The organism is Ensifer adhaerens (assembly GCF_002007205.1).
In the GTDB taxonomy this organism is placed as follows: domain Bacteria; phylum Pseudomonadota; class Alphaproteobacteria; order Rhizobiales; family Rhizobiaceae; genus Ensifer; species Ensifer adhaerens_D.
In genome coordinates this window covers 933,737-954,187 of the sequence record NZ_LAZS01000012.1, presented here as the reverse complement: position 1 = coordinate 954,187, position 20,451 = coordinate 933,737, and the positions used below count along the sequence as shown (strand labels likewise).

Below are 20,451 nucleotides of genomic sequence, written 5' to 3'. Positions count from 1 at the left end.
CATCAACGCATCAGCGCATAACGACGCAGCAGTGAGGCGGTTCCCCTGCGGCTACCTGCTGGCGCAATCATCGGAGCGATCCATTGCCGGAAGGTTCCGGGCAAGAACACTAACCTTGTGTTGGGATTGGCATCGTGTTTGGCGCCGAGGAGGGCCATCGCCTCGCAGGTGCGTCGCGAAGAATTGATTTCGGCTGGGACATTGTTCCTCGCCCGGCACCTTCTCTCCTCCCGTCGGGGTGCCACTCTCTGAAGAGCATCGAGTGTCGTTGCCGCCAAAGCGGACTTTTCGAAGAGGTCGTACAATCCATCATCTTTGACAGAACGCAATTGTTCGCGATGACGGGGCAGCGCCATTGCCAAGCGCGCCCGTCCAAGATCAACTAAACCCCTCATCCCAAAGCATGCTTTCCGTGCGAACGCCTTCAAGCGGATGGACGGCTCTTTCAAGATAAAGGCGCTGCCCTGCAAGGATCGCATCCTGCAGGGGGTCAGCGCCTCGCCCGGGCCCGTGGGTCCGCGCATTCACGTCGACTTCAACCGAGTCGGCTTGGGATAGTGCTGGTGCACGACGGCCTTCATCCGCGAGGCTGCTCCAAGTTCTGTCAGCGGACCTTTGAGCCGCGTCCAAGCGCTGCCGATTGCTCGAGGGAGATGCGGTGATGGAGCGGGTCGGCATGGCGATGCGCCAGGCACCACTGCCCGCGCTCCCGCCGGTAAACAAGTGTCACTCGCAACGCCCAATCCTGAGCGGGCAGCCCGCCGACTTCGACATGAGCATGCTCGATCACGGCCAGTACGATCATGTCGGTGCCAGAATAGGTCTGAACGACGTCCTGCTTCAGCGTTCCATTGCGGAAAAAGCGGCTGATTTCCGCCCAAGTTTCTCCGGTAATGTCGGGCTCCCGCGACGGCCTGCCGCCGAAGGGCGACATCAGTGTAAAGTCCTCCGTAAGCGGGACGAGCCGCCGGTAGGTCGTCACGTCGCCACGCATTAGTGCGGCGTTGGCCTCTTGCGATATGCACACGAGGCGGGACGTTTCCGTAGTTGTTTGGCTGTCGATGATTCCCGTGTTCGGCGCGTGATCGATCGCAGCTTTGGCCAAAACCGGCTCTGGTGAATTTGACATGAGGAGTTCCTTTCCGAGGCCGAGCGAAGGGCTGAGGGCACTCCAGAAATGTCAGGTTGTTGTTGCTGAAGCTAATGATATGATTTCAGCAATATGCTGAACCAAATTGAGCTCTCGCGCGCCGACCTCAATCTCCTCGTGCTTTTCGAAGTGGTCTACGAGGAGCGTCATGTCGGCCGAGCCGCCGAGCGGTTGAATGTTTCGCCGTCTGCAGTCAGCCATGGGCTCGCACGACTGCGGCGGATGCTGAACGATCCGCTTTTCCTGCGAACGCCGAAAGGCGTGGTAGCGACGGCCCGCGCGCAAGAGCTGGCACAACCGATCGCGGAGATCCTTGCTCGCGCGCGAAACGTCATCGCGATGGCCGAGCCATTCGAAGCAGCGACGTCGAGGCGGCGCTTCATCATCGGGGCTCCGGACGGCGTCTCGGCTGTGTTCCTGCCTCCTCTCCTTGCCGGTTTGAAAAAGACGGCGCCGCTGGTCGATGTCAGCATAAGGCAGTTGTTGCCGGAGCAGCGGGAAAGCTTGCCCACACAGGCGTGGCGTAATGCGTTCCTAGACCTTGAGGATCGAGTGATGGACATCGCGGTCGTTCCCGTCGACGAGATTCCCGCTCGCTTCCATACGGTGCCTCTCTACGACGAAGATTTCGTCATCGCCATGCACGCAAACCACCCTTTCGCAAAGAATGCGACACTCGATCGCTATGTGGAAATGCGGCATCTGATGGTTTCGTTGACCGGGGATCCACACGGTTTCGTCGATAGGGCGCTTGAGCAGCAGGGGCAGACGAGACGGACGGCCATAACGGTCCCGAACTTCATGTTCGCGCTCGCGATAGCTTCCGAAAGCGACCTGCTCGTCGCCATCCCTCAGCGCTTTGCCGCAATCTACGCTCAGCGCTTCAGCCTCGTGACCGTCGAAGCCCCCTTACCATTGCCGCGGTTCAAGCTGAATGCTGTTACTCCTCGGGTCGCGACGATGGATGCCGGCTTGAATTGGCTGTTGGGCATGCTCGTATCCGCCGCCAACGAGGTTGCCCATCCGCTTTGAACCACGCAGTTGGCCCTCTTCGTTCAGATTGCCCACGTAGTAACGATGTCGACAGAGGCAACAGGCTTTTGCGAGGAAGTCACCAAACGTTCCTGCTTAGCGCGGGCTAATCACAGGCTAGAGTTTTTCGTTTGGTCCTGTGGATGTTCTGGCCTCGTTCGAGGTCTATCGTTGATCACTGAAAAGCCTTCGCTGGTCGCCGTTCCTCCAAGACGGGCGCACCTCCTCCGGGTCAGGGTAGTGAAAACCCGCCATACGTGTTTCAGTCACGCTTCCGTTGCAATCTGGACGTCGTGCCGCAATGCTAAAACGCATCACTTGCGACCTGAGCTGTTCAACTGCGCCGATGCAAACAAAACGAGCAAAGAGGCCCTCGAGGCGGCTGTGAAGGGCCACTCTGCTTCGACGAAGGGTCTCCAGGCGATCGCCACTGAGGCTACTGAATATTCGAAGACGTCGTTTGAAGAGAGCATCGCGCTCGTTCAAAAACTATCGGGCGTTCGCAGCGCCGAGGCTGCGTTCGAGCTCCAAACCAACTACGTGAAGGCGAGCTTTGAGGGCTTCTTCGCCGAAGCGACGACGATCGGCGAAATGTATGCTGATCTCGCTAAGTATGCCGACGGGCCTTACGAAGCGCCGATGCCAAGGCGTCCGCTTCTGTCACGGCCGCGACTGCGGCCTGATCGCTGAGTAGAGAGCAAGTTTAGCGAGTGGGGTGGTTGCGGGAGTTTCGACCGCCCCTTTTGTTTTCACGTCATGAAATGGTTCCGCAACGTCAACGCGGGAGAGGTCGACTGTCGCCCGCCGTGACCATGAGATCACGCATAAAAGCCGTCGGACTGCCCGGCTTTGTCGTCGGTCGGCGCAGTTGCTTGCTGATTATCGCACGAGGCACAAAGTGCCAAAATGAAGAATTTGCTCACGAAGTGATGGCTCGACAACACGCCGAGCAGCTTCCCGGTACCCAAACCAGACACGCTTGCGCTCGTCTTTCTCGGGGAAGTCTCGCAAAAGGCGGGTGACCTCGAGCGTGTTGCAGGGGATCGTGAAGCCACCATCCATTCGCTTCCTGTAAAAATAGTGCCCGAGCGGTCGCCTTTGACACGAACCCCTGACGCCGGCCTCCTCGAAAGCTTCACGCGCTGCGACTTCGGACGCGCGCTTTCCTTTCATGGGCCAGCCCTTTGGAACAACCCATCGCCCGGTATCGCGGCTGGTGATGAGAAGGATCTCCAAGGAACCGTCCATGCGGACACGGTAGCACAGTGCCGCATGCTGCAGACGTGGCGGTCGGCGAAGCATCAGCGCCGAGTTAGAAGCGAAGCGATTTGAGCAGGTGCACGGTCGCGTTGTCCCAATTGGTCGACGATAACTTCGAACTTGGCTCTACGGTTCCGTCACCACCGTCGCTTGTCTCAAGCTGCCCTGTTTCTGCCAAGCTGGTCCATCTGAAGTCGTATCGCTGCGGATACTTTCGCGACCCGTCCGACAGTGGCTTGCGGCCTGTTGGGTGCTTGTTCGAACGACGGCGGAAGACACTGACATGTGTCCGCTCATTCTATGCAGCAAGGTATCGCCTGCCATTTCGAATGACGCGCGTTGAGCAAAGTCGAATTCCCATCCACCACCAGCCATAGCTCGTCGCCCAGGGGGCGAACCGTGAGGGGGCTTCGTTTCTGCTTGCCCTTCGCCGCCGACAGCATGTGGCGGTGCGCATTGATGATGCCGCGTTCGCGCGCACGCGCGTTGACCAGTTGATAAAGCGGAATCATGACGTGTGGTTCGTCAAGGTTGAAGTAGAGCGCAGGGTCATCCGGAAGCCGCGAGAGCAACGCAGCAATTTCCCGGGTTAATTCAATCTGCGCGATTGCGCCCTCAGGTCCAAGAGTGAGGTACCTCGGCGACATTTCTTCAGCTTTCATGCAGTGCCTCGCGAAGATTTCTGATGCCTGGCTCGAGCGACAAGAACTCTCGTGCTGAAAAGAAAGGCCCCGCCGGTAGTCGGGGCGAGTATCGCCCCCATGGCTCACTGGGCGCGGGGAGGATTGCAGTCCAACAGAAACTGCTCATGTACGCTAAGTGCATAGCTCAGCGGAGAGAAGGTCTGTTTTTCTGATTCCGGTACGCCCATGCATAAAAATTCGGCCGCAAGCGTTGCAGCATGTACGCGCGGCCGGCGCCTGACCGCTGTAAACTGGTCACTGGACAATCACGGCCCATCGGCCGCTGAGGGAGATCGCTACTTGTTAAGTCGCACTCCGGGCCCGCCGCTACCTGTGTAGTCGCCGTCAAGGAAGGTTATGCCGGCGTTTTCGAAGACGGAACGAATGTCAGCGACCGTGCGCGGTTTGAGGTCTTCACCGCGCTCGAAACGCACGATCGTATTGGTGGAGACCGTCGCCGCTTCTGCCAGCTCCTTGACGCTCATTTGAAGAGCAATTCGAGCCATTCTGCATTGCACCGGCAACAATATCGCCTCTCCGTATCGATTTCGCCTTTACGTGGCGAATTTGGCAGCCTATTTACAACCTCGGAGCGTAGTGTGGCTCCAGGTGATTCTATCCGGACTATAGCGACCTAATGGTGCGCGCGCGAGCGTGCGGCCGATCGCGTGTTGTGTGCTTGTTTCGCAACGTAAGGGCTCGCTGAAGCACCGGAACAACTCTGTTGTCGGTAGGTGTGGAGCACGGCATGGAACTACGCCAGCTTTCCTATTTCGTAGCGGTGGCCGAAGAGCTCCACTTCAATCGTGCCGCGGCGCGGATGTGCATCGCCCAGCCGGCGTTGAGTGCGCATATCCAGGCGCTGGAGAAGGAGCTGGGCGTCCGGTTGCTCGAACGATCGACGCGCAGAGTCTCACTGACGGGGGCAGGAGAAGTCTTCTACGATCGGGCGGTGCGGATCATCGGCGATGTCGGTCTGTCGGCGGAAGTGGCGCGCTCGGCCGCCGGCAAGGCGGCGCGCATGATCAAGATCGGGACCGTCTATCCTGCGACCATTGGCGTGTTGCCGGCATTTCTTGCTCGCATCGGTCGGAAGTTTCCGGAGGTCGCGCTGCATGTCACGAGTGGCTCGACCTCAGACATCATCCGCGGACTGGAAAATGGCCAGATCAATCTCGGCTTCATCCGTCCGGTCGAAAACATTGGCTCGTTGCGCTTTTTCTCAATTGCGCATGAGCGCTATCTGCTCGCCGTCGAAAGAACCAGCTCGCTGGCCCTTCGAAGCGAGATCGATATCGATGATCTTCGCTCAGAGAAGATCATCGTCTTTTCCCGCCAGAACCTTTCCTATTCGGAGCGGTACTTCTCGGAAATGTTCGAGACCCATGGTCTCACCGGTAACATCGCCTCAGCTGTGATGATACCTTCTCGCTGGTATCGCTCGTCTCCGCTGGCCTTGGCATCGGCTTTGCGCCGGAATGAACGAAGGATCTTCCGAACCGCAACTTCGAACTTCGGCCGGTGCGCGGCGTCGATTTGAAGATCGGCCTTGGGGTTGCCTGGAATAAGGACGACCCGACGGCGGCGAGGGATGATGTTATCGATATCGCCCGGTCGTTGTCGCGGCCAGGAAGGTGAGGGAGCCCGGTCCTGTCCGAGAATTCGGACACCCGCAAAATGATTGAGCCTCCGCAGGGGGCGGAGGCTCAATCGAGGCGCGCTTCTCTTGAAATTGCGGAACTGCGCGGCAATAGAACCAGCACGAATCTCTTCTCTTACGTGTGCTTTTCGGTTGCGCAATTACAAGTGTATTGTCGCAAGTGCGACGACTGAAAGCAATGAATTTTTAGGGGATTTGACTAATCAATTCGAGTTAGGCAGCGGTCAGACGCATCGCGATTATTTGTCCGATTTGGTCGCGGCGAGCCAACCGCACCCAGCCTTTGATCACGAGACGGGCCGCAACATGCTTCGCACCTTTTGCGAGACTTCGTCGAGTGTCGCCATCGCCCGGTTCACCTGGGAGAACTTGGATCTCTCTTACTCGGAGCGCTACTTCTCCGAGATGTTCGAGACCCATGGCCTGACCGGCAACATCGCCTATAGCTGCGACGACACCTTCTCCTTGGTGTCGCTGGTTTCGGCAGGCCTTGGCATCGGCTTTGCGCCGGAATGGACGAAGGATCTGTCGAATCGCAACTTCGATCTTCGACCGGTGCGCGGCGTCGATCTCAAGATCGCGCTTGGGGTCGCCTGGAAGAAGGATGACCCAACGGCATCGCGCGACGACATCATCGACATTGCCCGGTCGCTTGCGCGGCCGGGCAGGTGAGGGGAGGGGGAGGCTTGATCGCGACTGGTGGCACCCCTCAAGCGAGCGGTGCGGCTTGCCGGGGGTAGTCGGTCCCGGTTCCCGGCCGCCGGCCGGCGCTATGCTGAACCTCCTGCGGCGACCCTTTTAACCGGTCAAGTCGCGCGCGAACGGGCTCTGGCCGCATGTGGCGGCCATCGCCTGGTACGCTCATTTATGTAAGAGGCGAGGACCCAACCGAGCGGTCAGGTCACGCACGCTATTGTGGTAGTCGGAAATGGTCGTCGATGAGACGGCGATGGCGCGTGTCCTTGTGCCAGCCGATTGCCTTTCGGTAGCTGCCGAACAGCTGCCTTTCATGCACGCCTTCAACGGTCAGGCCGTGGACAGCGTCAGCATCCGGTTCAACATACAGCGCATCGACGGGGCAGTAGAGTTCGCACATGAAGCATGTCTGACACGCATCCTGGCGCTTGATGAGCGGCGGTCCTTCCGGCTGTGCTTGGAACACGTTGGTGGGGCAGACCTGTACGCAAAGGTTGCAGTCGGTGCATGTGTCGGTGTCTAGAACTTCAATCATCATTCTGCTGCTTCCTTGTATGCGCCGGGATCGACCGCTTCCTGCCGGACGGCGATGTGGTCGAGGCCGCTCAGGATGAGCCTGTGGTGTTGGTCGGGGTTCTGTGTCGGATAATCCTCCCGTCTGTGCATACCGCGCGTTTCGGTACGAGAAAGTGCGGCGCGATACATGAAACGCGCCGTTGCCAACATGGCCTGCGCCTGCCGCAGGTTGAGGGAATGATCCTCGTTGAGAGCGGTTGCCCGTCCGACGTTTTCCCAAAGCGCGTCCAGCCGCTTCAGAGACGCCAAAAGGGCCGAATGCGTGCGGAAGTAATTGATGTCGAGGGGGAACACCTCGTCCTGAACAGCTTTGATGATCTCTGCCGGGTCGATGCCCTTCGTATCAGGGAGCGCGATGCATGCCGGGCCGAAATCGGTAGCGCTTACCCGCTGCAACGAATAGGCCGCGGCAGCCGCGCCAGCGAAGGCACCGGTCGCGATCGCCCAGGCCGCGTTGTGGCTGCCACCGCCGGTGAACCCGCCGCAGATCGGCTCGCGGGTGGCGTTGTCGCCAGCGGCGTAAAGCCCCGGAACAGTCGTTGAACAGTCGAGGCCAGTCAGCCTCAATCCACCTGTACCACGGACCGTACCTTCAAGCCTCAGCTTGACTTCGAAGAAATCGGTAAAGGGATCTATGTCGCGCCTATCGAACGGAACGAAGAAGTTCGGTTGCGCGCGCCTGAGGATCGCCTTGACCTCGTCAGTCCCGGCAAGGTCCAGCCGCGCAAACACCGGCTCCGAAAGCAAGGTGCGGGCGATAATCGAGCGCCCACGGGCCGAACCCGCTCCCTCGATTAGGCTGTGGTCCTTCCGATAGAACTGAGCGAAGCGGTAAAGCGCGGTCTTGGTGACCGAGGCGAAGGCGGGCGAAATCGCGTAGGCCGACGAAAATTCCATACCCGAGAGTTCGGCGCCGACCTCCGCGCCCATCAGATAGCCGTCTCCGGTCAAGACGTCGCAGCCGAGCGCCTTGCTCATGAAGGCGCAGCCGCCGGCGGCGAGCACGACTGCACCGGCTTTCACCAGCCAATGCCCGCCCGCCTGGCGGCGCAGGCCGCCTGCGCCGACGACGCGCCCTTCCAAGGTCAGCAGTTGCGTCGCCGGATGATGATCGAGGATGGTGATCCCGGCATTTTTCACCCGACGCCGCATCAGCCGCATGTATTCCGGGCCCTGTACCGAGATACGCTGCTCTTCGCCGTTGTCGTTGCGGGGGAAGGGGTAGCCCCAGTCCGCCAACCGATTGACACTCTCGAAGGTCTTGTCGAGCACGGGGACCATCCAGGAGCGCTCGGACAGATAACCGCCCATGGCCTCGCGGCTTGCCATGGCCACCTCCCGTTCCGCCGGATCCGGCGGCACATACCAGATCTGGGTGCCGGCCGAGGCGGTGGCGCCGGAGCTGCCGCAATACCCTTTGTCGACCAGCACGACTTTCGCGCCGATGGATGCGGCTTCAAGGGCGGCCCAGCATCCTGCCGGACCACCTCCAATGACGAGCACGTCGCACGCGATTTCGACGGCAGCGACGGTTGTCTCATCTAACCCTTGCAATGGCACGTTCATGACAGGCAACCTTTTCGACGAAGAAATCTCATTGCGATTTAAATCTATGCAATGCATAGAGTTTTCGAGTTGTTTTCTCCCGGAGCCCATCCATGCTTCTCGCCAGCCTCGCCATGTATGTCAGCCCGCCGCCGGTCGAGGAGGCGACGCGGCTGTTTTGGGAAGCACTGGGGGAACGGTTGCGTGAATACGGGGTTGATGCGCCCCGGGCGCTCGACGAAACCGTCGCCTACAACGAGGCGTGGTTCCGTCCGGACCTGCTGTTCGGCCAGACCTGCGGATATCCCTATGTCCAGCACCTGCGCGGGAAGGTGCAACTGGTGGCGACGCCCGTTTACGGCTTGCCTGGCTGCGACGGCCCGCTCAAATGCAGCTTCATCATCGTCAATGCCCGGTCGTCGGCCGGCTCGCTCGGCGATCTGCGCGGCATGCGCGCGGCGATCAACGAGCCGGGCAGCAATTCCGGCTACAACCTGTTTCGGGCCGCGGTGGCGCCGCATGCGATCGGCGGCCGCTTCTTCTCGTCGGTCATCGAGACCGGCGGGCACCGGGCAAGCATCGATGCCGTAGCGAGCGGCGCGGCCGACGTCGCGGCAATCGACTGCGTTACGTTCGGCAACACGCTGCGCTTCGATCCCGACCGCGTGGCCGGGGTCCGTGTTCTCGCGGAGACGACGAAGGGACCCGGACTGCCCTTCATCACATCCGCCTCGACCTCGGCCAAAGACCTCATGATCCTGCGGCGCGCACTGGCCGAGACGATCGCCGATCCTGAATTCGGCGGTGTCTGCGACACGCTCTCGCTCAGAGGCATCAGCCTCCTCGGCGATTCCGACTACGAGACGTTGGCCGAGCTTGATCGAGACGCTGCACGCCATGGCTACCCTGCTATCGCCTGAGGGATGACGGCCGGCCTTGCGGCCAGCGGAAAGTGACAGGCGACAGCGCGTCCGTCTTCGTCGGTCCGAAGGGCAGGGGCTTCCGTGGCGCATTTCGGCTGCACCAGGGGACAGCGGCTGTGGAACCGGCATCCGGCCGGTGGATGGGCGGGGCTCGGCAATTCTCCGGAAAGCACGATTCGTTCGTGTCGGCGGCTGGGATCGAGCGTCAGATTGGCCGAAAGAAGCGCTTGGGTATAGGGATGCGCGGGGCCGCGAAACAAAGCGGCGGTCGGCCCGCTCTCGACGATCCGTCCGAGATACATGACGGCGACCCGATCCGCGACCCGCCCGATGACGTTGAGATTGTGGGAGATCAGCAGATAGCTGAGGCCCAGGTGATCCTTGAGCGCTCGCAGAAGGTTCAAAAGATCGCCTTGCACCGAGATGTCGAGGCCGGCGGTCGGTTCGTCGGCGACGATGATGGACGGTTCGGCCGCAAGCACGCGGATCAGAGCCACCCGCCGCGCCTGCCCGCCACTGAGTTGATGGGGATAGCGAGAGAGAAGCTGCTCGCCAAGCCCAATGCTCTCGGCCAGGGCCACGATCCGCCCCCAGTTCTCGGCCGTGAAGGCGTTGCGGATCTTCAGGGGCTCGCTGAGCAAGGCTCGGACCGTCAGTCGAGGCGAAAGGGATGCGACGGGATCCTGAAACAGGAGCTGGATCCGACGCTGCAGGATGAGGCGGCGTTGCCTGGAAGCATCCTTCAGTGTCTCGCCCTCCACGGCGAGCGTACCTTCGGCAAGCGGCTGCAGCCCGACGATGGCGCGGGCGATCGAGGACTTGCCGCAACCGCTTTCACCGATGAGCCCAAGGGTTTCGCCTCGCCGCAGTTCGAGCGAGATGTTGTCGACGGCGGTGAGCCGATCGTAGCGCACCACCGCGTTGTCGAGGGTTAGGACGGGGTGGGCCATTACGCAGCCTCCTGCCAGCAGGAATAGGTTCGCCCCTCTCCCGTCTGCCGCCGAGGCGGCCTTTCACTGCAGCGGTCGTGTCGGGCAGGACAACGGCTGGCAAAAATGCAGCCCTGGGGACGGAAAGCAGGATCGGGCACGGTGCCGGGAATTGTTGCCAGATCCTGCGAGAGATCGAAGGCCGCATAGGGATCGATCTCGCAGGCGAGCAGGGCACGGGTGTAAGGATGGCGCGGGCGGCTGAAGACGACATGCACGGGCCCGTGTTCCACAACCGTGCCCGCATACATGACGATCACGCTGTCGCAGAGTTCGGCGATCAGGCCCATGCTGTGGCTGACCACCAGCATCGAGGCGGATGTGCGCTGTCGCAGCCGGTCCAGCACCTCGACCACTTGCGCTTCGATCGTCGCATCGAGCGCGGTCGTCGGCTCGTCGGCAATCAACAGCTTCGGTTCGACCAGGAGTGCCATGGCGATCACCACGCGCTGGCGCATGCCGCCCGAGAACTCGTGCGGGTAGCGGTGCATGCGCGCTGCCACATCCGGCACGCCGACATCGGCAAGCATTGTTTCCGCACGGGCCCAGAGGCTGCGGCGGCTTTGGCGGGGGAAGCGCCGGCGCTGGATATCGACGAGCTGTGTTCCGATGGTGAACATCGGATTGAGCGCGGTCATCGGATCCTGGAAGATCATCGCGATGTCGGTGCCGCGGAGCGCCGTGGCCTCGTCCATGCCGAGGCTCGTTTCGCGTCCATCGAAGGCGGCTCGACGCGTGGAAACCTCCGCGTTGTCTCCAAGCAGCCCGAGCAGGGCGAATGCGACCGTCGATTTGCCGCTGCCGCTTTCGCCGACGAGGCCGACGGACTGCCCGCGGCCGATGGTGATATCGACGCCGTCGAGGATGTGCGCCGTGCTGTCATGGCCGCGGTAAGACACGTGCAGGTCTTCGATTGCGAGAAGGGCCTGGGTCAAAGCGCTTTCCTCAGCTTCGGGTCGAGCGTGTCGCGCAAGGCCTCGCCGAGAAGCGCGAAGCCAAGGGTCGCAAGCACAAGCGCCAGCCCGGAAAAGGTCGCGAGCCACACCGACTGGTCGAGATAGGTATAGCCGTCATTCAAGAGGTTGCCCCAGCTTGCAAGCGGCGGGCGCACGCCAAGCCCGAGAAAACTTAGGCCCGCCTCGATGGTGATGACGACAGGGATATCCATGCAGGCCAGCACGAAGATCGGACCGATGATGTTCGGTGTTACGTGATGCAGCACGACCCGCCAGGTCTCTGCCCCGAGCACTTTTTCGGCCTCGATGAAGGGACTGTTGCGAATGGCGATCGTCTGGGCGCGGGCAACCCGGCCGAAATGGGGAATGAAAACGATGCTGACAAGCAGCACGACATTGCCGAGGCCAGGGCCGAACACGGCCACCAATGCCAAGGCCAGGATAATGCTGGGAAACGAAGTCACGATGTCGAAGACGCCGACCACGGCGAGATCGATTGCACGCGGCGAAAGGGCGGCCGCAATGCCGAGAGCGACGCCGGTGCTCAGGGAAATGGCAATGACCGAGAGCGAAATGCCGAGCGCCACCCGTGCGCCATAAATCAGACGGCTGAGGATGTCGCGACCGAGATGGTCCGTTCCAAGCAAGTGCTGCCACGACGGCTCCATCAGCCGGTTCGCCGGCGCAATTGCGTTCGGGGCATAGGGCGCAATCAACGGTGCGGCGATCGCAACCAGACAGAGAAGCGTCACCGCAAGCATTGCAAACGTGCCGCCCGGGCGACGGGAAAGAGCGATGAAGGCCTGCATCTCAGTGTCCCCGACCAGAGGTAAGGCGGGCGCGTTCGCGTGGATCGATCAGGCTCTGGGAGAGGTCGGCGACCAGATTGGTCAGCACATAGAGCATGACGATGACGAAGACGCCGCCCTGGACGACCGGATAGTTGCGGGTGCGAATGGCGTCGTAGATCAGCGAGCCGAGGCCCGGGCGGTTGAAGATCACCTCGGCAAACACCGCGCCGCCGAGGAGTTCGCCGAAACCCATGCCTAGCACCGCCAGGGTCGGCAGGATCGCCGGCTTGAGTGCATATTTCATCAGGATCTTGGTTTCGCTGACACCATAGGCACGCAACGTACGAACGTGGTTTTCCCCGAGGATCTCGAGCAGCGACGAGCGCAGGAGCCGGGCGATGTAACCGACCCATCCGGCCGCGAGCGCTGCCGTCGGCAATACGAGATGCCAAAGCTGGTCGCCGAGGTCGCCGCTTTCGCCGGCGCCCAGCACTGGAAACCAGCGCAGGTGCACGGAAAACACCATCAGCAGGAAGACCGATACGACGAAACTCGGCGTCGAAATGAAGCCGACACTCAGGAACGCGACCATTCGATCTGTCTTGCCGCCCGGCCAGCGGGCGCTGAAGAGCGCCAACGGCACGCCGAGTGCTACGGCGCACAGCATTGCTGCGACCGCAACCGCAGCCGTGTTCGGCAGCGCATTCAGAACTAGGCTGAGGACCGGCCGCCCGTTGAAGACGTCCTCTCCGAGATCGCCGGAGGCGACCTTGCCGAAGAAGCTGAAAACCTGTTCGATCAGCGGCTTGTCGAGGCCGATGCGGGCATTGAGTGCCGCGACCGCTTCAGGCGTTGCGCGCGACCCGAGGATCACGGTTGCGGGATCCCCGGGGATCAGCCGCGTCAGGGCCATCAGGAGCACGACGGAACCGGCAACGGCAAGTGCCGCCGTCGCCAGCTTGAAGCCGAGGTGGATTTGCAGGGACGCGCTCCTCATCGTAGCGCATCCCCTTCTGTCGCAACGCAAGCAGCCACCGGATCAAGCCGTCGCTTGCGTAAAGGCGGTGTAAAGCCAGTTGTTGCCGTTCGGCAGGACGCCGGGTTTCAGCCACTTTCGCGAAGCGAACGCGTTGAGGTTGTGGGTGATCCAGATGAAGGCAGCCGATTCGTCGAGCAGCTTCTGCGCTTCGATGTAGATCTTCTCGCGCTCGGCCGGATCGACGGTCACGCCGCCTTTTTCGTGCAAGGCATCGAAATCGGCATTCTTCCAGCGTTGCCAGTTCCACTGGCCGACTTGCGCCGAGGTGAACCATTGTGTCTGGAAGCCCGGGTCGAACTTGCCGTTGAACTTGATGAGCGAAAGTTCGAGGTCCTTGCTGGCGTCGTTTTCGCCGAGTGCCCAGTAGGCGGCCGATTCCAACGCTTCGATCTCGACCTCGATACCCACTTCGGCAAGGTTTGCCTGGATGATCTGGGCGATCGCCTCATAGCGGGCATTGGCTTCGATGGTGAGCTTCGTCTTGAAGCCGTCGGCGTGACCCGCCTCAGCAAGCAGCGCCTGCGCCTTTTCGAGGTCACGGGCATGGACCGGCGCGTCCTTCCAGTGGCCGAGCAGGCTCGGAGCAAGCAGAGCGTCGGCGCGCGGATAAAGGCCGGAATAGGCGCCCTGCAGGATGGCATCGATATCGACGGCATAGCGGATGGCCTGACGCACGCGGATATCGTCGAACGGCGCCTTCTCGATGTTCGGGCCGAACCAGACATAGTCGATCGCCGGGATCTCGGTGATGCTCGCATCCGGCAGCGCCGCGAGCGACTTTCCGTTTTCGGGATCGATCGCGGTGAAGTCGATCTCGCCGGACTTGAAGGCGATTTCGGCGGTCTTCTGCTCACCGATCGGCTTGCCGACGATCTGATGGAAATGCGCCTTGATCGGTCCCTTGTAGTCCGGGTTGATCTCAAGCACGAACTGTTCACGCGGCGTCCATTCCTTGAGCACGTAGGGTCCGCTGCCGATGAGCTTCGTGGCGATATCCTTGCCGAGTGCTTCGAAAGCCTTCTTCGAGACGATGCGGCCGGAACCGTCGGCAAGCGCGATCGTATAGAGCGCCGGCGCCGGATTCTTGAGGATGATCCGTCCCTCGAGCGGAGCAGTCACCTCGACGCGATCGAGCGACGACCAGTCCTTCGCGTAGGTGACGGGCTTGCCTTCCGCATCCGGCTTGATGAAGCGTTCAAAGGAGAATTTCACGTCCTCTGCCGTCAGGTCCCCGTAGCCGCCGGTGAAGGCGAGGCCACTGCGCAGCTTGAAGCGGATTTCGGTATCACTCACCTGTTCCAGTTCTTCGGCCGCATCCAATTCCCATTCGGTCGAGCCGGGCTTGAAGGAGATCAGTCCCTGCTGCACCGACCAGATGACGTTAAGGTCGATCGGACCGGATCGATTGGCCGGATCGAGGTTCGAGAGATCCTTTTCGACGCGCACGGTGATCTTGGCGCGATCGGCGCCAGCAAAGGCCGGATGGACGCCGCCAAGCGCAACGATCGTCGCGAGGGAAGCGCCGCCGACAAGTACCTGCCGGCGCGTGGGGTTGAATGTCATGGCATGTCCTCCAGGATTGGCGCTCTCCAGGGCAGGGATAGCGCGTCAATTCGATGGACGCATTAGAGCCAATAATATATAAATTACATAGAATAAATATTTTACGTTTCGGCCTTCTGGCGTAACCAGTTTTCCGTTTTTCAGCGCCGTCTTGCAAAGACATGCGGCGCGGGTTCCGGTGTAGCCCAATTATATTCGGGGTTGAATTCTATTGCTTTTTTCGCTCTCCGGGTAACACGACATGTCCAATTCTCGGTCTTCAGAAGACCTTCCGTCGCAATCGTCCCTCTCCAGCATCACCCGTATTGAGTGGCAGACCGTCGTGCTCGCGCTTGTCATTTATGGCGGCTTTCTTGGGGTTACCTGGTTTTGGCAATCGCTCCCCCTTGCAGTTGGCATCGCGCTCGGCGGATGGCTGATTGCCTGGCATGGATCGCTGCAGCATGAGATCATCCATGGCCATCCAACCCGAAATCGGAGCATCAACGACGCCATCGGCTGGCCGCCGCTGTCGCTTTGGCTGCCCTATGCGATCTACCGCGAAGGCCACTTGACCCATCACCGCGACGAACATCTGACGGATCCCATAGAGGACCCGGAGTCATCCTATCTCACCCAGGCAGCCTGGGATCGGCTGGGCCGCGTCGGGCGGTCTCTGGCCAGGTGGAACAGCACCTTGTTCGGGCGGCTGACCCTGGGTCCGCTGGTGATGATCGTCAGCTTCTTGGCGCAGGAGGCAGCAGTCGTCCTTAAGGGGGACCGAGCCCGCAGGAACTTCTGGATCCGTCACGCGATCGGCGTAGCCGCCGTTCTGGTCTGGGTCATCGCCGTCTGCGGCATGCCTCTGTGGCTCTACCTCTTCGGCTTTGTCTATGTTGGCGCCGCCCTAACCCGGTTGCGCTCCTATGCGGAGCACCGTTACGCCGATCATCACGACGAGCGCACAGCGATCGTCGAAAACAGCACGCTCTTTGGTTTGTTGTTTCTCTACAACAACCTGCATGTCCTCCACCACCAGCGGCCGGGTGTTCCCTGGTACCGGATCCCGGCGCTTTACCAACGGCACAAGCAGACGCTTGTGTTGATCAACGGCGGGCTCGTCTATAACGGCTATCTCGACGTGGCGCGCCGCTACTTCTTCAGGCCGCATGACGACCTGCGTCATCCCCTTCACAGAAGCTCGTCGTCAATGATCACTAACGAGAACCTGTAGAGGAGAGGATCGCACGACAGATCTTGGGTCTGCACCGCCTCGCGGTGATTTTCGCTGAATGGCCGGAACCAAACCGCCAGCGAGGTTCGAGACTTCCGTGCTCGACATCGAGATCATTCCCGCTGGTCTTAGTTTTGGACGGATCTATGCGAGTGCCTTTCCCGACCCGCTAAGATATAGAAAGACGCCGAGCCGGTTCAGTGATCCCGTCGGCGTGACGCGGCAAAGGCGCTTTGGCGTCGTCTATCGTTGAGAATCGGCGGGCTTGAGAGGTGTTCTACGATCGGGCGGTCCGGATCATCGGCGATGTCGGATTGTCGGCCGAGGTGGCGCGGTCCGTTGCCGGCAAGGCGGCGCGCACGATCAAGATCGGAACCGTCTATCCGGCAACGACCGGCGTGCTGCTGGGGTTTCTCGCCCGCATTGGCCGGAAGTTCCCCGATGTCGCGCTGCACGTAACGAGCGGCTCGACCTCAGACATCATCCGCGGACTGGAAAATGGCCAGATCAGTCTCGGCTTCATCCGTCCGGTCGAAAACATCGGTTCCTTGCGCTTCTTCTCGATCGCCCATGAGCGCTATCTGCTGGCGGTTGAAAAGACGAGCCCGCTAGCACTTCGAAGTGAGTTCGCCATCGAGGATCTGAGGGAAGAGAAGATCATCGCCTTTTCCCGTCAGAACCTTTCCTACTCGGAGCGCTACTTCTCCGAGATGTTCGAGACCCATGGTCTGAGCGGCAACATCGCCTATAGCTGTGACGACACGTTCTCGCTGGTATCGCTGGTTTCCGCCAGCCTTGGCATCGGCTTTGCGCCGGAATGGACGAGGGACCTGCCGGACCGCAACTTCGAGCTCCGACCCGTGCGCGGTGTCGATCTCAAGATCGGGCTTGGTGTTGCCTGGAATAGAGAGGATCCAACTGCGTCGCGCGACGAGATCATCGACATTGCCCGCTCGCTGGCGCGGCCGGGTAGGTGAGGAGGGTTGAGCGCTCGCCACCTCTTTAAGCAAGCGACCAGCGTGCTCTCTTGTCAATCGGGCTTCCTCTTGCTGTAGCGTTCCTGCAGCAGCTTCACATATCTGCGCCTGATGTCATCGACGGAAATGTCTCCCTTGATCCAGAGCTTCAAGAGGGCCTGAAATTCCGCATGGTCGTCCATCGGAAAACCGAGATCGCGCCATTTGATAATGATGCGATCGGCTATGTCTTTGCGGGTCGTCATGAGCATACAATTCACTCGATAGTTCGTTTCTTAACCAGGGCTAGGCAAAAAGACGGCTTCACGCAATGTAGCACCCATATCGACGGAGTTCCGACCGCGTTGCCGGAGACGTTGACACGGCCGGCGCCTGTCGTGCGCCGCCCGCAAAACAAGACGATGGCGACTGCCGCTCCAGTCGCCGTCGACGCGCTCGCTGCGCTCGAGGATGAAAACCGCGGACTGAAAGTCCTTCTGGCTCAGCGGCTTCGACAGGAGAATGCTCTGCTTCGACAGATGCTTGAGCGGTTTGGAGCAAACTAGGACATCAGGCCCAATGCTTGAAAATGCCGATTTAACGCACCTGGATGCTGTGGCTTCGAGGGCGGAACAAATGGAGTAGGTTGTTTAGCCTCAAATGCTTTAGCCTCCACAGGGGAGCGGAGGCTCAACCGTTGGGATCGGCGCCCTGGGGCAAGCCCGATGTCTGCGTCGAAACCTCCCGGCTGCACTGGTTGACAAAATCAGCTCTCCTCCGCCACCGATTTCCTGTTCGTTCAATCAAGTCGGTTCGGCGGAAGCCACTGAACTGGAAATTCCCGTCCCAAAATCCCGGGATCACTTTTCGCAAAGCCGCCGTCCGCCATAGTAGGGCTGATAGGTGCAGTCCGACGATCGGAATGAACGATAGGTGCGGGAGCAAGCCGTGATATTGCACGACTTGGGCGCAGCTTGTCCGTCGAGTGTGTTTGCACCGAGGGCTGCCATCCCTTCTCGCATGAAATCTCGCCAGATACGCGCTGGAAGATCGCCGCCCGTGACGTCCTTCATCGGTGTCTCGTCGTCGTTACCAACCCATACGCCAGCAACGAGGGGCTCGGTGAAGCCGACGAACCAGGCGTCGCGATTATTTTGGCTGGTACCAGTCTTGCCGGCCGCAAATGCGCCGGGACTGGCTTCGCGTCCTGTTCCGCGTTGAACAACCAGCTGAAGGAGGCGAAGCAGATCAGGCTGATACTGCGAAAGATCGTCGGCCGGTGCGGTCGGTGGGCCAACCCGGAATGCATTGGGCTGGCCTGCCGCCTGAAAGTCGATGATACCCCAGGGTTCAACGGGCGCCTTGCCGAGGCGAACGGAAGCATAGGCGCTCGTGAGATCAAGAAGGCTGGTCTCGGATGTGCCAAGAGCCAAAGAGGGAGTGTTCACGAGCGGTGCGTTGATACCAAGCTCCCGCGCAGCGGCGATCACGTTGTCCAAGCCAACCTCTTGGGCGAGCGCTACCGTGGGCGCGTTGAGCGACCGCGCGAAAGCTTCGGCGAGCGTCACCCAGCCGCGATACCGACCACCGGAGTTCTCCGGCGACCACCCGTTGACATCGATTGGCGCGTCCAGGACCTGGTCAGTGAGGCTGAAACCGGCTTTCAGGGCTGCATAATATACGAATAGCTTGAAAGTCGAGCCTGGTTGCCGCATGGCTGTGACCGCGCGGTTGAACTGGCTTTGTTTGTAATCGCGACCACCTACCATGGCAACGACCGCTCCGTCCGGTGTCATCGCAACCAATGCGGCTTGAGATGCACCCGCTTTCTTTCCTTCGGTGTCCAAGGCTCTTCTGACGACCTTCTCTGCGATCTGCTGCAGGTGCGGCACCAGCGTGGTGCGCACAGTCGTCGAGCCCGGCGATGCACCGGCGATTTCGCCCGCCTGTGGTGAGATCCAATCGGCAAACCAGCTCCCAGCGCGCGGGGGAGGTGCTGTTGGATGCACCTTGGCAAAGCTCGCTTTGACTTGCTCTGCTTGGGAGAGGGCAATCTTGTCGTTGGCCACCATCGTGTCGAGGACGACGGAGGTCCGTTGTCGAGCGCCTTCGAAATTATCGATCGGATTCCATTGGCTTGGGGCGCGCAGCAATCCCGCGAGCATTGCCGATTCGACCAGGTCGAGTGCGCCGACTTCCTTGTCGAAGTAGATTCTCGCGGCCGCAGGCATTCCGGTGGCGCCGGCGCCAAGATAGGCGCTGTTGAGATACCGCGTCAGGATCTCTTTCTTGCCGAGTCTCCACTCCAGCCAAAGCGCGATTACAAACTCCTGGATCTTTCGCTTTATCGTCCTATCACTGTCGAGATACTGCAGCTTGATCAGTTGCTGCGTGATCGTGCTGCCTCCTTCTACGACCGAGCCAGCCGCAAAGTTTCTCACCAGCGCCCTTCCAATACCTCGAACGTCGATACCGAAATGATCCATGAACCGACGGTCCTCTATCGATAGGACGGCATCGACCAGATGTGGTGGGAACGCTTCGTATTGCGCGTAGGGCCCTTGATATGGCCCCTGTCTGACCAGCGGCTCTCCGTCTGAAGTCTCAAGCACCACGATGGGCTTCAGTGTGCCGTCGCGTATCTCGCTCCAGGGAACGTCCTTCAACGCCCAAACCGATATGCTGCCTGCAAGCAGCACAAACAGAAGAACGCTGAACTCGCCAATCGCCCTCCATTTGCTGGCAGTCTTCCATCGTTGCCGCCGGCTTTCAAAAAATCGCATCCAGAACTGACGAGTTCGGCTCGCTTTCTCAAGAAATGCGCTCGACAACCAACGCCCTATACCGGGGGCGATTGATGTGACGGATGGTCTCTTCCAATCCCTCGTTTTCGCTCTAAGAGCCGAAACTCCCGCCTTGGTGCTGAATTTGGTTGATGAGAAGAATGCATGCAAATCATGGCGCAGCGCACGCCGAAGGTCGAGTAGGGCCTGTCTGCTTTGACTGAAGCGTCTGGAAGCGGATGGCTGATCGCCTTGAGCAAAGGAATTGGGCTCGTCACTCACGTGCGAAATGGAACGCTCCATCTGCTTGGCTTTGATGCCACTGGCCTTGGGAGGAGAGGATTTGGAAAGCCGTGGCATTTTTCTACCGTTCAAAGACTTCTTCGGGATTTTAGCGCTCTCGTTACAAGATAGCGCGGCACCGTCCTCTTGCCTGGATCAGATGCCTGCTTCGTCCCGTTCCTTTATTGGGCGGCAGCTTACCTGGGGGCACGGCGTTAACGAAAGTCTCCGCTACATGTTCTGCGGGAACTGCCAAAGCGTTAGCAACGGCCCCCCCGGCGCCATAGACTGGATCGGTGCCAGGAATTGGCAAAGTGGCGATGGCTTTCTTCTCCTGCAAAGTAGCCGCCGCGG

General features: G+C 60.4%; 18 protein-coding genes and 3 pseudogenes. 7 read left to right on the top strand and 14 right to left on the bottom strand.

Going from position 1 to position 20,451, the window contains the following annotated elements:
* Nucleotides 1–2: 2 nt before the first annotated feature.
* Entirely contained in the window at nucleotides 3–470 is a 468-nt protein-coding gene (locus XB14_RS29275) for a hypothetical protein (RefSeq protein ID WP_143348595.1), read from the bottom strand.
* A 134-nt stretch (nucleotides 471–604) separates the two neighbouring features.
* A complete protein-coding gene (locus tag XB14_RS29270) occupies nucleotides 605–1,129 on the bottom strand; it encodes a YybH family protein (RefSeq protein ID WP_143348594.1) in 525 nt (174 codons plus the stop codon).
* A 93-nt stretch (nucleotides 1,130–1,222) separates the two neighbouring features.
* Here XB14_RS29270 and XB14_RS29265 point away from each other — a divergent pair, with 93 nt between their 5' ends.
* Both XB14_RS29265 and XB14_RS29260 read left to right on the top strand, forming a co-directional pair.
* The gene (locus XB14_RS29265; protein ID WP_077967256.1) at nucleotides 1,223–2,182 is read left to right on the top strand and encodes a LysR family transcriptional regulator; all 960 of its coding nucleotides are present in this window, start codon (nucleotides 1,223–1,225) and stop codon (nucleotides 2,180–2,182) included.
* Between the two features lie 330 nt (nucleotides 2,183–2,512).
* Nucleotides 2,513–2,872, top strand: coding sequence for a phasin family protein (locus XB14_RS29260; protein WP_077967848.1), 360 nt, complete (start codon nucleotides 2,513–2,515; stop codon nucleotides 2,870–2,872).
* Nucleotides 2,873–3,061: 189 nt separating this feature from the next.
* Here XB14_RS29260 and XB14_RS29255 read toward each other — a convergent pair whose 3' ends face one another.
* The 3 genes from XB14_RS29255 to XB14_RS29245 all read right to left on the bottom strand — a co-directional run bounded on the left by XB14_RS29255 (nucleotide 3,062) and on the right by XB14_RS29245 (nucleotide 4,631).
* Nucleotides 3,062–3,484: an NUDIX hydrolase gene (locus tag XB14_RS29255; protein WP_077967255.1), complete on the bottom strand. Its 423-nt coding sequence runs from the start codon at nucleotides 3,482–3,484 to the stop codon at nucleotides 3,062–3,064.
* A 251-nt stretch (nucleotides 3,485–3,735) separates the two neighbouring features.
* Entirely contained in the window at nucleotides 3,736–4,104 is a 369-nt protein-coding gene (locus tag XB14_RS29250) for a hypothetical protein (RefSeq protein ID WP_143348593.1), read from the bottom strand.
* Between the two features lie 317 nt (nucleotides 4,105–4,421).
* Nucleotides 4,422–4,631 (bottom strand): helix-turn-helix domain-containing protein, encoded by a 210-nt coding sequence (locus tag XB14_RS29245; RefSeq protein WP_179119700.1) that lies wholly within the window; start codon nucleotides 4,629–4,631, stop codon nucleotides 4,422–4,424.
* Between the two features lie 242 nt (nucleotides 4,632–4,873).
* On the opposite strand from XB14_RS29245, the pseudogene XB14_RS29240 reads away from it, so the two are divergent.
* Nucleotides 4,874–5,763: pseudogene (locus XB14_RS29240) on the top strand (LysR family transcriptional regulator).
* Between the two features lie 394 nt (nucleotides 5,764–6,157).
* A pseudogene (locus XB14_RS29235) lies at nucleotides 6,158–6,457 on the top strand (LysR substrate-binding domain-containing protein); the annotation flags it as partial.
* 238 nt (nucleotides 6,458–6,695) lie between these two features.
* Here the strand turns inward: XB14_RS29235 and XB14_RS29230 are convergent.
* Entirely contained in the window at nucleotides 6,696–7,019 is a 324-nt protein-coding gene (locus XB14_RS29230; RefSeq protein WP_419178634.1) for a 4Fe-4S binding protein, read from the bottom strand.
* Nucleotides 7,016–8,623, bottom strand: a complete 1,608-nt coding sequence (locus tag XB14_RS29225) for an FAD-dependent oxidoreductase (RefSeq protein ID WP_077967251.1) — start codon at nucleotides 8,621–8,623, stop codon at nucleotides 7,016–7,018. Before XB14_RS29225 ends, XB14_RS29230 begins: the two co-directional genes overlap by 4 nt.
* A gap of 92 nt (nucleotides 8,624–8,715) precedes the next feature.
* Here XB14_RS29225 and XB14_RS29220 point away from each other — a divergent pair, with 92 nt between their 5' ends.
* Nucleotides 8,716–9,522: a phosphate/phosphite/phosphonate ABC transporter substrate-binding protein gene (locus XB14_RS29220; RefSeq protein WP_077967250.1), complete on the top strand. Its 807-nt coding sequence runs from the start codon at nucleotides 8,716–8,718 to the stop codon at nucleotides 9,520–9,522.
* Here XB14_RS29220 and XB14_RS29215 read toward each other — a convergent pair.
* The 5 genes from XB14_RS29215 to XB14_RS29195 are packed head-to-tail and all read right to left on the bottom strand — an operon-like array spanning nucleotide 9,504 to nucleotide 14,863.
* Nucleotides 9,504–10,475, bottom strand: coding sequence for an oligopeptide/dipeptide ABC transporter ATP-binding protein (locus tag XB14_RS29215; RefSeq protein WP_077967249.1), 972 nt, complete (start codon nucleotides 10,473–10,475; stop codon nucleotides 9,504–9,506). The genes XB14_RS29220 and XB14_RS29215 overlap by 19 nt on opposite strands.
* Nucleotides 10,475–11,449, bottom strand: coding sequence for an ABC transporter ATP-binding protein (locus XB14_RS29210; protein ID WP_077967241.1), 975 nt, complete (start codon nucleotides 11,447–11,449; stop codon nucleotides 10,475–10,477). The genes XB14_RS29215 and XB14_RS29210 overlap by 1 nt, the downstream gene beginning before the upstream one ends.
* Complete coding sequence (locus tag XB14_RS29205; protein WP_077967240.1) at nucleotides 11,446–12,279, bottom strand: ABC transporter permease; 834 nt, start codon at nucleotides 12,277–12,279, stop codon at nucleotides 11,446–11,448. Before XB14_RS29205 ends, XB14_RS29210 begins: the two co-directional genes overlap by 4 nt.
* A 1-nt stretch (nucleotide 12,280) precedes the next feature.
* Complete coding sequence (locus tag XB14_RS29200; protein WP_077967239.1) at nucleotides 12,281–13,258, bottom strand: ABC transporter permease; 978 nt, start codon at nucleotides 13,256–13,258, stop codon at nucleotides 12,281–12,283.
* Nucleotides 13,259–13,300: 42 nt separating this feature from the next.
* Entirely contained in the window at nucleotides 13,301–14,863 is a 1,563-nt protein-coding gene (locus XB14_RS29195; protein ID WP_077967238.1) for an ABC transporter substrate-binding protein, read from the bottom strand.
* A 241-nt stretch (nucleotides 14,864–15,104) separates the two neighbouring features.
* Here XB14_RS29195 and XB14_RS29190 point away from each other — a divergent pair, with 241 nt between their 5' ends.
* Both XB14_RS29190 and XB14_RS29185 read left to right on the top strand, forming a co-directional pair.
* A complete protein-coding gene (locus tag XB14_RS29190) occupies nucleotides 15,105–16,076 on the top strand; it encodes a fatty acid desaturase (protein ID WP_077967236.1) in 972 nt (323 codons plus the stop codon).
* Nucleotides 16,077–16,345: 269 nt separating this feature from the next.
* Nucleotides 16,346–17,053 (top strand): annotated as a pseudogene (locus XB14_RS29185) (LysR family substrate-binding domain-containing protein); the annotation flags it as partial.
* A gap of 53 nt (nucleotides 17,054–17,106) precedes the next feature.
* Here XB14_RS29185 and XB14_RS29180 read toward each other — a convergent pair.
* Both XB14_RS29180 and XB14_RS29175 read right to left on the bottom strand, forming a co-directional pair.
* Nucleotides 17,107–17,298: a hypothetical protein gene (locus XB14_RS29180; protein ID WP_143348591.1), complete on the bottom strand. Its 192-nt coding sequence runs from the start codon at nucleotides 17,296–17,298 to the stop codon at nucleotides 17,107–17,109.
* Between the two features lie 594 nt (nucleotides 17,299–17,892).
* Nucleotides 17,893–20,175, bottom strand: coding sequence for a PBP1A family penicillin-binding protein (locus XB14_RS29175; protein ID WP_077967232.1), 2,283 nt, complete (start codon nucleotides 20,173–20,175; stop codon nucleotides 17,893–17,895).
* Nucleotides 20,176–20,451 lie beyond the last annotated feature (276 nt).

Bases quoted from the DNA above. Each gene is read 5' to 3' on its own strand.
- XB14_RS29215 (WP_077967249.1), bottom strand. From the start codon at position 10,475: ATGGCCCACCCCGTCCTAACCCTCGACAACGCGGTGGTGCGCTACGAT.
- XB14_RS29200 (WP_077967239.1), bottom strand. From the start codon at position 13,258: ATGAGGAGCGCGTCCCTGCAAATCCACCTCGGCTTCAAGCTGGCGACG.
- XB14_RS29250 (WP_143348593.1), bottom strand. From the start codon at position 4,104: ATGAAAGCTGAAGAAATGTCGCCGAGGTACCTCACTCTTGGACCTGAG.
- XB14_RS29270 (WP_143348594.1), bottom strand. From the start codon at position 1,129: ATGTCAAATTCACCAGAGCCGGTTTTGGCCAAAGCTGCGATCGATCAC.
- XB14_RS29190 (WP_077967236.1), top strand. From the start codon at position 15,105: ATGTCCAATTCTCGGTCTTCAGAAGACCTTCCGTCGCAATCGTCCCTC.
- XB14_RS29220 (WP_077967250.1), top strand. From the start codon at position 8,716: ATGCTTCTCGCCAGCCTCGCCATGTATGTCAGCCCGCCGCCGGTCGAG.
- XB14_RS29180 (WP_143348591.1), bottom strand. From the start codon at position 17,298: ATGACGACCCGCAAAGACATAGCCGATCGCATCATTATCAAATGGCGC.
- XB14_RS29195 (WP_077967238.1), bottom strand. From the start codon at position 14,863: ATGACATTCAACCCCACGCGCCGGCAGGTACTTGTCGGCGGCGCTTCC.
- XB14_RS29205 (WP_077967240.1), bottom strand. From the start codon at position 12,279: ATGCAGGCCTTCATCGCTCTTTCCCGTCGCCCGGGCGGCACGTTTGCA.
- XB14_RS29230 (WP_419178634.1), bottom strand. From the start codon at position 7,019: ATGATGATTGAAGTTCTAGACACCGACACATGCACCGACTGCAACCTT.
- XB14_RS29175 (WP_077967232.1), bottom strand. From the start codon at position 20,175: ATGCCACGGCTTTCCAAATCCTCTCCTCCCAAGGCCAGTGGCATCAAA.
- XB14_RS29255 (WP_077967255.1), bottom strand. From the start codon at position 3,484: ATGCTTCGCCGACCGCCACGTCTGCAGCATGCGGCACTGTGCTACCGT.
- XB14_RS29265 (WP_077967256.1), top strand. From the start codon at position 1,223: ATGCTGAACCAAATTGAGCTCTCGCGCGCCGACCTCAATCTCCTCGTG.
- XB14_RS29225 (WP_077967251.1), bottom strand. From the start codon at position 8,623: ATGAACGTGCCATTGCAAGGGTTAGATGAGACAACCGTCGCTGCCGTC.
- XB14_RS29245 (WP_179119700.1), bottom strand. From the start codon at position 4,631: ATGGCTCGAATTGCTCTTCAAATGAGCGTCAAGGAGCTGGCAGAAGCG.